The following is an 8,576-nucleotide window of genomic DNA, read 5'->3' as shown; positions in this document are numbered from 1 at the left end:
GGTTAATATTGGTTCAACGTTTTGAGTATATCTTTGATTGTAACTATTGAAAAATAATGTTGTTGCACCAGTTACATTTAATGGTGAACTTACTCCAACAATTGAATCAAGATATGTTCCAACCTTAGTATTTGACAACAATTCTGCTTGTGATAGGTCAAAGTCCTCATTACTAATTAAGTGTCCTGAAACGATGTCTATTTCTGCGAATTGGTACAATAAACCAAAGGATGAGTCTTTATACTCCACGCCATCTGTTGAAAAGTAAAAACTATTGTTGTCAAATCCTAAATCAACCTTTGAAATAAAATCAATATCTCTTACCACAACTGAAATGTTTGTATTAACCACATCAACACTACCACTATCAAGCGGAACATACAAAGCACTAATATCGTTTCCAAATCTGTGAGATTGTTTATTGAAATCAAAGGACACATTATCCTCAACGCTTAGAAAATCACCAAGCCTTGAATATGTAAACAAGTTCAAATTGTCTTGACTATAATCTTTCATTGCTGTAAATACACCTTTGCTCAAAAACTGAACCTTTCCGCCGATGTTATCAGTATTAAAATCAATTGGCTGGTTATTGGTTATTAAACTCATTGATTCAACACCAATCATATCAATTGTTATCTCATTAACTGGAAGTGAAAAACTGCTTATAATCTGAGTATCTTTTTCTATAAAGAAATCAGTATCACTAACAACAATTCTTTGTACCGCATAATCTTGAACCATGTTTTCTAGTATTAATATATCATCAATAGAGTCAGGGTTAATTGCTAAATCCTCAAAGTAAAATTTGTTTACATCAATACCATCATTGATAGTTATGTATGCTGAATAAGTATTATAATCACTATTAAATATCAACATCATTGACTTTTCATCACTAACAATATATGTTGCAGTCTCAAAAGATTCTAACGCCCTAAACTTTAATTCAAACAAGCTCTTAGTCATTGTTATAACTTCTGTTGTAGGGGCTACAACCTTACATTCAAACCCTTTTGATGTGTATATTTGATTATAATTGTACGGAAGTAAGTACCTTGAATATAAATCAGATGTTGACCTTTTAATAACATTATAGTAGCCACTAGTACCAAAGTAATTCCCATTGATAACCCAAGCCCAAGCAACACTTGTAGGGTTGACATCCATATCAAACATGTCTCTACAAATTGCACTAGCCAAGACATTAGCACCACCGCCAACATATCCTGAAAGAGTAATTATATCAGTTGTATTACAAGTAGGGCAGATTGCTGACATGTTAACATTAGTTGCAGTATCGAGTATATCTTGCCATTGAACATAACCACCAGTAGCTGTACCAGTTACAGCGTTTATTGTTACCTCTTCTGTTGCGTAAGTGAAGTCATAATTAGTGCCATTTTCTATCACTAAGTACTCTTTTGTTAAGTTTGATATATCATTCGCATCAATAAAATTAAAACTCATTGACTCAAAAGCCAATCCATTAACGCTAAGCTGTAATTCATCATTAACAAGAATAGCACTATCTATATCTGTAAAATCTATGCTAAAGAAATAGTTAATAAAGGCAGTTCCGCCCATTACACCAGTTACTCCAACAAATAACAATAATCCAAGAACTACTTGAATGTTTTTTTTATTTACCATTTTTAATTCCTACAATAAAGGTTAGCTAAGCTAGTCCTTGTTAAATCAAAAGTTATGAAATAATCAAGAACATTATTAACATCAAAGTTAACCGATGCAACCTCATTATTTATCCTATACAAAGCACTATCGCCAAGCAAGTAAATTGTTGCTTGATTCCATACATCCTTATCATACTCAAACTCAACTCCATCAATTAAATACTCATCAGGAATCATGAACATGTTAATAGTATTAATATAAACGCTCCTAAAATAACTCTCATCATAAACAAGCGAACTATCAAGCCCAATTACATTTTCACCAAGAGAGAACGGATTATCAATTCTTGCGTACTCATCATCGAACTCGTTTTTCAATACTAATTCAGTACCATCAACCACGATTTTAAATATAACGAACTCCATGTTGTCAATACAATTTCCGTAAGCACAATTGTCAAGTGATTGTTGAACCCCAGTAGCCAAGTTTCCTAAACCGATTTTATTATTATCGATAAACAATTCCATTACATCAACACCATTCTCACTAAATGTTAAGATTGATTGTTGTGGTAAATTATCAGTATCTGTTAGTGCAAAGTTCATGATTATCTCACCAACATTAGCATTAGCATTGAACTGAGCAGTCCATCCAATTCCAGCACTTGTTGAAAATAGTGCATCCCTTTGAGCATTTATTGAGTCATAGGTGATGTTTAAATTATTGATTACAACATTATCAGTATTATCAACAAAGAATGATGCCAAGAAATCAATGTCCTGAGCTTGTGCTAATTGTGTTGATACAATGAACCCCTCGTTGTCAAAAATTGATGTTAATTGTGTATCTTTAAACATAAATTCAACTATTGAACAATCAGTCTCTGTTAATATAATTGAATCAAGTCCATCAAGTACAATCCTATCATCTGCTCCATCAGTTACTATATCCCAAATAGTTGTAACTGAACTCATCAAGTCTTCGAGCAATGTATTGTTAATCGTGTTTGTTGAATAATCGTAGTACGAGTTATCAATAAATGTTTGGTTCAAGAATGTTTGATTGTAAATATAAGTATTATAATAATAATCTTCTTGATAATTGTTAGTTACATAAGTATTTATTGTCTCGTTCAAATAGTTTGAGATATAAGTGTTATATGTTTGATTGTAGGTGATATAATCAATATAATCTATGTAAGTGTAATTGTAAGTAGTAAAATCATTAAAATTGTTTGTTACATAATCAGTAAATGTTTGATTGAGGTAAACATAATCATTAAACACATCATAATAAGTTTCATTGATTGTCACATACTCGTTTGTAATAAAGTCGTTAAATGTTTGGTTTAGGTAAGTGTAAGTAGTATCATTAATATAATTATTATAAACATCAGTCATTGTTATATACTCGTTCAATGTTTCGTTCAAGTATGTCACATTATAATACTCGTTTGTTATGTACTGGTTCGTGATGTCTTGATTGGTTATGTAATCATTATAAGTATTATACACCTCTGTTGCGTTAAAACTACTAAAATAACTACTCAGTAAGCTATCTATTTCATCAAGAGATAACAATGATTGATAATTAATCTCTGTCTTGTCACTAGCACTAACTAGTGTAAATCCAAGCAAGAATATAATAAATATTCCTCCAAGCCATTTTCCTATACCACCATCGTATTTTATTTTCACCATTTTTTTTAATTGAATTATTTGATTATTTGATTAGACTAACTTTTCTATCAAATACTACATACGCCACAGCCAAAATTAAAGTTCCTGTGATAAATTGAACTACTGGGTCGTTCCCAATTCTTGTCAATACAATAGTACTAAACCCCTCATAGAATAAAACACTTCCAGCGAACATCAACACTAAGCCAAGCACTTTATACAGAAATCCCTTCAATCCATCATTACTTTTTTTCATACTGCAATAGTAATAAATTCATGAGTTTATATAGTTTAGTATTGAGTGATAATAATAATCTCTACCTACTAATTAATTGGTATTGTTAAAAAAAATAAAATATATTTAAAACATAAGGCTTTATCTACCAAATATTTTAAACTGAGCATCTGAACTTGCACCAGCTAATTGGCTACCACAAACACTAACAGGCATCCTTATATCAAGAGTTACATCCCTGTAATCAAATATCATACATCCATCAACATTATATGATGGTGTTTTCATTGTATAAAGCATCCAATAATTTTCTGTATTATATACAAGCAAATCCTGTAATGGTTTTTGAGTAGTTAAAGTTAGTGTATCAATTCCTGGATTTTGATAAGCACTAGTGAAAGCGTATTCGCAACCAGTAGTTATATCACAAGTATCAATAACATCTGTTGTATCCAATTTTCCGTTAACAACTGAGCCAGTAATACTAGCACCATAATCGAATGAATAATCAAACACATTTAATACATAAGCATAGAATGTAGCCCAAGCATCAATACCAATAGGGTACGCAGTTCCAACAAAGCTTATTGAATCGTTCACGCTATCCATTGACATTTTACCAAAAGTTCCAACAGCTAAATTATCAGCACTTATAGTTGATGCACCAGTATCGCCAAGCCTTAATCCGTAAGACTCACTAGCATCAAAATTAAAATGACCCACTTCAATAAATTCAGCACCATCTACATTAGATATGTAACCATCAATAACAATTCCCTCAATGTTGTCATGGTCCTCACTTGCTGCAAGACCTATTCCATAAGCAATATGATTTATCGTATCACTCCACATTGAAATACTACTATCTGCTCCGATTCCATCAACAACATCTTGTGCATTAGTTTCAACTAGACTGCTAAGCAAATTTTGGTTCTCAGTATAAGCTAACATGTCATTATAATTCTCATTACTAACAAGTTTAAAATTACTATCAAGCATACTAGACTGCCCAGCAGTTAATTCTTGCTTAACAATAGATATCTCATTAAAACCAGTAGTTCTTGTATCTTGATTAACTGCAAGTGATGGGAATGAGTATTCCGTGAACTCATTAATTGCAAATTGCATGTTAGTTCTTGGAGAGAATCGTGAAACCACATTCATGTCTCTAATTGCGGCCCAACTTTCTTGTTCTAAGTCATAACCAGTAGCTCCAACATAATGATATTTGTACCAACTGTATTCTGTATAAGCCGATATAACTGTAAACCCCTGAGCAAAATCCTTTAATATTTCAATATCTCCGTTTGCATCCATTAACACAATACTATTATACGCCAAAGGAGAACTAATATCGCTTGTTGATGCAAATAATTTATAATTGTTTGCAGTTAAATAACTACTAAATTGATAATCTGTGAATGTATTAACAACATCAATTGATTCCAAGTTTGGTATAACATAGTCTCTGTTTTCAATACTCCATAAAACTTTATATGTATTCCAATCAGCATTATATACTAGAACTGCTTGAAAGTATTTATCAAAACCCCCTAAATCGAACGCTGTGTTGAACCAAATTTTCTTAATGGTTTCACCATCTTTTAAAGCTCCTGTGTATTTAGTTAACTCTGCTACTGAATAATTCATAGTTGTATTATCAAGCATGTTTTTTAATACTATCAAGTCACTATCAAAAGCATCGTACTCAACTTCAATCTTTCCACTGGTGTTATCCATGAACACAGTAATTGTTGGGTCATCAATAATTCTATCCAAATCTCTGTTTTCATAATCAAGACCCTCTTCATCATTAACAGCTGTATCAGGAGCTAGGTTTATTACTTCTGTGAACCCATCATCAGTAGCACCCCCTCCGCTTATTGCAAAGATTCCACCAACAACAACCATCATAACTAAAGCTATGATTGACATTTGTGAGCTTTGCCCTTTTTTATGTTTACAATATGTTCCCATGATGTTATTAAACTAAATTCATGAGCTTATATAGTTATTGTTTTTTTAGAATAAAAATTCGTATTGAAATATTAAAGAATAGATGAAAACATTCTTTCAACTAAATCCCACACCAAAAACAGCATTGACTTTATACCATTGACAAAGTACTCTATGAATATCTCATAATATGGCGTAACTATATCAGGAACTAAATAAAATAAAGCAATAGACACCACAAGCCCAGTTAGAACAACAGGGTTCATAAATAGTTTGCCTAGTGTATCAATAAAGAACTTAGCAAGAACCATTTTTAGAGCAAAGAATAGGAGTACGCTACCAGTTAAAAAAGTTATTAGTTCTACCATATTTTAGTGTTATTTTAGGAGTTTATATACTTTGCGGAATTTTGCTTTTCAATCTCCTTATCTTTGAGTTCCTTAAACTTTTCAAGCATCGGAATATTCTCATAAAATTTAATTGCATTACTTTCTTTTAGTGCCATGATAAAAAATATCGTGCATCCTGAAACAAATTTAATCCATATTTCAAAATTGGTATATATTAACAAAGCCAAAAGCCCAATAATTAAAACGCTCATCAATAAATCATGTCTTAACATTTTTTTACTTTTCTTCGCAAGAGTTTTGTGTTCATCATTTAGAAATTTATTCTTTTTAACAGACTTATTTTTTCTAAACCAGTTCATTCTTACTTCTTCTTCCCCAAAATTTGTATCTTTGTATCAATGATGCCAAGCTCACCAGTAATTAATGAGCTAAGTTCTCGCAAGTATGCCAGTTCCTCGCTTTGAGTCTTAATTATAGGGTTTACTTCCTTTAATTTCTGCTTATAAGTAGTCTTTAATTCAGAGAGTTCACTAATATCAAGTTTGCTATACAAATCAATATCATCAACTCTCTTGTACGATTTAAGTTTTTCAAATTCTTTATTCCAGTCGATTTCCATTATTATATTTGTTGGTCTGTCTTTATAAATATAATCAAATAGTTCAAAATTATTGCACTATTATTTCTTCGATGGGTTCTTCCTCGATTTCATCAAATTTGTTAACCCAATTTCCATCAATTAAAGTCTCCTCAACAATATCAACATTAACAGAAAACCTTTTTCTTGTTCCGCCAATATCAAACTCTCTTACTATGTCAAGCCCAAACGAGTCTTGCTCGATTCTACAACTCTTTAATAACACATCCACCGCTTTCTTAATTTCTTCTTCTTTGATTACCATATTAATATTAAAATTATATTTACTTATATACTTATTTATTGTGTGCATTTTTTAAGCACAGCCCTTGTACGAACAATCAAATTATTAAGGTTTCGTAGCAAGTCATCATTATCAAAACTATGAACAAAATACTTATCAAGCCCTATTATTTTAATGACACTAGAACCATCATTATGAAAAGATACATAATAATCATCGCCAGTAATCTCACCTAGTAATTTGAGCCTTTTAGTAATCATGTCAATACTTAAATCGCTCATTTTACTTCAATAACCTCTCTTAACTCCTTTTCAAACCAGTTCAATATTCTTCTACCCTCTGCACTGCAATCAGGTCTATATTTATTGGCTCTCTCAATTACTCGATTTATCAAAACTGAGTAAACATTTTTTACGCTCTCAATTTTCTCATTGGTAATATTTTGAGATACTAGTTCTTTATATGGTCTAATAAAAATTAGCTTATATTTTAAATCATGCAATTCAAAAGAGTTCTTTTCTCTGTCTATGTATACCTTAATATCGTGAGGTATTTTATTTTTTGTCTCTGTCATTTTATTATTTTAATTTTTTCTTCAAGCTGGATATAATTTTTAAGTCGTTTTTAGGTGACTCTATTAATTGATTTAGCTCGACACCCCTAACTTCAAGAAAGTTGTCTATATTAGGTCTCTTGATGCTCCATTTTAGGTCTTGATAGTCAACCAATGAGTACTCTTGCAGTTTATTCAAAGCCTTATAAATTCCCTCTTTTGTGTACTCAAATTTAAGCTTTTCAAAACTAGCCTTAATCTGTGGAACGCTCATGAAATCATGGTTGCTCATTGTGATTAATAATTTTAGATAAATACCCCTCAAAAAATTGCTCTGTCTCTTGCTCATTTGTTTGTTAACACCTCACTACTAAACTTTGAAAGCATACTTAATTGTATTATTGATTCTTGATTAATTGCATTAAACACATAAGCTAAAAATCGCTCCTTTCCATTGATAAAACTATAATCATGCCTAAATCCTCTATTGAGATTCGTTTGTTCTCTTTTTATAACTTTGAGCCTAATCAATAAGCTTACATTTTTTTGAATAGTTGTCCTATCCTTACTTAGTGCATCTGCTAATTCGTTAACACTAACCTTATCTTTTTTATTCCTAGCCAATTCAATCAAGAGTTGTGCATGGCTCTTATTTACCTTATATATTTTTGATATTATTTCTTCCATTTTCTTATTTTATTTTTTTATATAATTACCACCATTCAAAATGTTTACAAATTTTATGATTTTTATAATCAGCTTTAGAACAAGTTGTTTGAAAAAATTTACAATCTTTACAAGTAACATTATTTAATTTTATTTGTTCCATTTTCTTATTTAAATTTATTACCGATGCAATCAATATTATTGCAAACAATTTTCATCCTATACTCGCCTATCAACTCGTTCCAATAAGGTGATGCTATTACATCAGAACTATCACAAAGACCGCATTTATTTGACATCTTTTATCACTACCTCGCCCTTTAAAATCCTGTTTTGAAAATTGATACACTCTTCAACATCATTAAACTTAGCCCTTAATATTACATCCTTGAAAACACGACAATCACCACTCATATTTTTATTTAGTATAGCCTTATAATCTTCTAAATAAGATATAGTAGTAATTATTGAGTTCATTTCTTATGTTTAATAGTGCATCCTCTCTGTTGAGCTTTTGCATACTATTGATATATTCAGAATCACTGTTGATTATATCATCCTTAATTTTCATTAATTTGATTAAATATTCATGCGAGTATGTTCCATAATCGTTAAGAGACG

At 30.9% G+C, this 8,576-nt stretch carries 15 protein-coding genes; all 15 read right to left on the bottom strand.

Annotated features, from left to right (window positions below):
• Positions 1-1,653 (bottom strand): hypothetical protein (locus tag PF569_01985; GenBank protein ID MDA3855000.1); only part of this gene is annotated, 1,653 nt, incomplete at its 3' end.
• A 2-nt stretch (positions 1,654-1,655) separates the two neighbouring features.
• Positions 1,656-3,335: a hypothetical protein gene (locus PF569_01980; GenBank protein MDA3854999.1), complete on the bottom strand. Its 1,680-nt coding sequence runs from the start codon at positions 3,333-3,335 to the stop codon at positions 1,656-1,658.
• Between the two features lie 22 nt (positions 3,336-3,357).
• A complete protein-coding gene (locus tag PF569_01975) occupies positions 3,358-3,510 on the bottom strand; it encodes a hypothetical protein (protein MDA3854998.1) in 153 nt (50 codons plus the stop codon).
• 180 nt (positions 3,511-3,690) lie between these two features.
• The gene (locus tag PF569_01970; protein ID MDA3854997.1) at positions 3,691-5,526 is read right to left on the bottom strand and encodes a hypothetical protein; all 1,836 of its coding nucleotides are present in this window, start codon (positions 5,524-5,526) and stop codon (positions 3,691-3,693) included.
• 71 nt (positions 5,527-5,597) lie between these two features.
• On the bottom strand, positions 5,598-5,873 hold the full coding sequence (locus PF569_01965) for a hypothetical protein (GenBank protein MDA3854996.1): 276 nt from the start codon (positions 5,871-5,873) through the stop codon (positions 5,598-5,600).
• Between the two features lie 14 nt (positions 5,874-5,887).
• A complete protein-coding gene (locus tag PF569_01960; GenBank protein ID MDA3854995.1) occupies positions 5,888-6,214 on the bottom strand; it encodes a hypothetical protein in 327 nt (108 codons plus the stop codon).
• Between the two features lie 2 nt (positions 6,215-6,216).
• Complete coding sequence (locus PF569_01955; protein ID MDA3854994.1) at positions 6,217-6,474, bottom strand: hypothetical protein; 258 nt, start codon at positions 6,472-6,474, stop codon at positions 6,217-6,219.
• 49 nt (positions 6,475-6,523) lie between these two features.
• Positions 6,524-6,757 carry a hypothetical protein gene (locus tag PF569_01950; GenBank protein ID MDA3854993.1) on the bottom strand — a complete coding sequence of 78 codons (234 nt, stop codon included), beginning with the start codon at positions 6,755-6,757 and terminating at the stop codon, positions 6,524-6,526.
• A gap of 35 nt (positions 6,758-6,792) precedes the next feature.
• Entirely contained in the window at positions 6,793-7,017 is a 225-nt protein-coding gene (locus PF569_01945; GenBank protein ID MDA3854992.1) for a hypothetical protein, read from the bottom strand.
• Positions 7,014-7,310: a hypothetical protein gene (locus PF569_01940; protein ID MDA3854991.1), complete on the bottom strand. Its 297-nt coding sequence runs from the start codon at positions 7,308-7,310 to the stop codon at positions 7,014-7,016. The genes PF569_01945 and PF569_01940 overlap by 4 nt, the downstream gene beginning before the upstream one ends.
• A gap of 4 nt (positions 7,311-7,314) precedes the next feature.
• Positions 7,315-7,638: a hypothetical protein gene (locus tag PF569_01935; GenBank protein ID MDA3854990.1), complete on the bottom strand. Its 324-nt coding sequence runs from the start codon at positions 7,636-7,638 to the stop codon at positions 7,315-7,317.
• The gene (locus PF569_01930; GenBank protein ID MDA3854989.1) at positions 7,635-7,913 is read right to left on the bottom strand and encodes a hypothetical protein; all 279 of its coding nucleotides are present in this window, start codon (positions 7,911-7,913) and stop codon (positions 7,635-7,637) included. Before PF569_01930 ends, PF569_01935 begins: the two co-directional genes overlap by 4 nt.
• A 209-nt stretch (positions 7,914-8,122) precedes the next feature.
• Positions 8,123-8,254, bottom strand: coding sequence for a hypothetical protein (locus tag PF569_01925; protein MDA3854988.1), 132 nt, complete (start codon positions 8,252-8,254; stop codon positions 8,123-8,125).
• A complete protein-coding gene (locus PF569_01920; protein MDA3854987.1) occupies positions 8,244-8,432 on the bottom strand; it encodes a hypothetical protein in 189 nt (62 codons plus the stop codon). Before PF569_01920 ends, PF569_01925 begins: the two co-directional genes overlap by 11 nt.
• A partial coding sequence (locus PF569_01915; GenBank protein MDA3854986.1) for a hypothetical protein occupies positions 8,389-8,576 on the bottom strand: 188 nt, incomplete at its 5' end. The genes PF569_01920 and PF569_01915, both read right to left, overlap by 44 nt.

The organism is Candidatus Woesearchaeota archaeon (assembly GCA_027858315.1).
In the GTDB taxonomy this organism is placed as follows: Archaea; Nanobdellota; Nanobdellia; order Woesearchaeales; family UBA583; genus UBA583.
The sequence above is the reverse complement of the archived record's forward strand: the minus strand, read 5'-3'. Positions and strand labels throughout refer to the sequence as shown.

Excerpts from the sequence above, each read along its gene's own strand:
- PF569_01980 (MDA3854999.1), bottom strand. The coding sequence starts at position 3,335 with ATGGTGAAAATAAAATACGATGGTGGTATAGGAAAATGGCTTGGAGGA.
- PF569_01975 (MDA3854998.1), bottom strand. The coding sequence starts at position 3,510 with ATGTTCGCTGGAAGTGTTTTATTCTATGAGGGGTTTAGTACTATTGTA.
- PF569_01970 (MDA3854997.1), bottom strand. The coding sequence starts at position 5,526 with ATGGGAACATATTGTAAACATAAAAAAGGGCAAAGCTCACAAATGTCA.
- PF569_01965 (MDA3854996.1), bottom strand. The coding sequence starts at position 5,873 with ATGGTAGAACTAATAACTTTTTTAACTGGTAGCGTACTCCTATTCTTT.
- PF569_01960 (MDA3854995.1), bottom strand. The coding sequence starts at position 6,214 with ATGAACTGGTTTAGAAAAAATAAGTCTGTTAAAAAGAATAAATTTCTA.
- PF569_01955 (MDA3854994.1), bottom strand. The coding sequence starts at position 6,474 with ATGGAAATCGACTGGAATAAAGAATTTGAAAAACTTAAATCGTACAAG.
- PF569_01950 (MDA3854993.1), bottom strand. The coding sequence starts at position 6,757 with ATGGTAATCAAAGAAGAAGAAATTAAGAAAGCGGTGGATGTGTTATTA.
- PF569_01945 (MDA3854992.1), bottom strand. The coding sequence starts at position 7,017 with ATGAGCGATTTAAGTATTGACATGATTACTAAAAGGCTCAAATTACTA.
- PF569_01940 (MDA3854991.1), bottom strand. The coding sequence starts at position 7,310 with ATGACAGAGACAAAAAATAAAATACCTCACGATATTAAGGTATACATA.
- PF569_01935 (MDA3854990.1), bottom strand. The coding sequence starts at position 7,638 with ATGAGCAAGAGACAGAGCAATTTTTTGAGGGGTATTTATCTAAAATTA.
- PF569_01925 (MDA3854988.1), bottom strand. The coding sequence starts at position 8,254 with ATGTCAAATAAATGCGGTCTTTGTGATAGTTCTGATGTAATAGCATCA.
- PF569_01920 (MDA3854987.1), bottom strand. The coding sequence starts at position 8,432 with ATGAACTCAATAATTACTACTATATCTTATTTAGAAGATTATAAGGCT.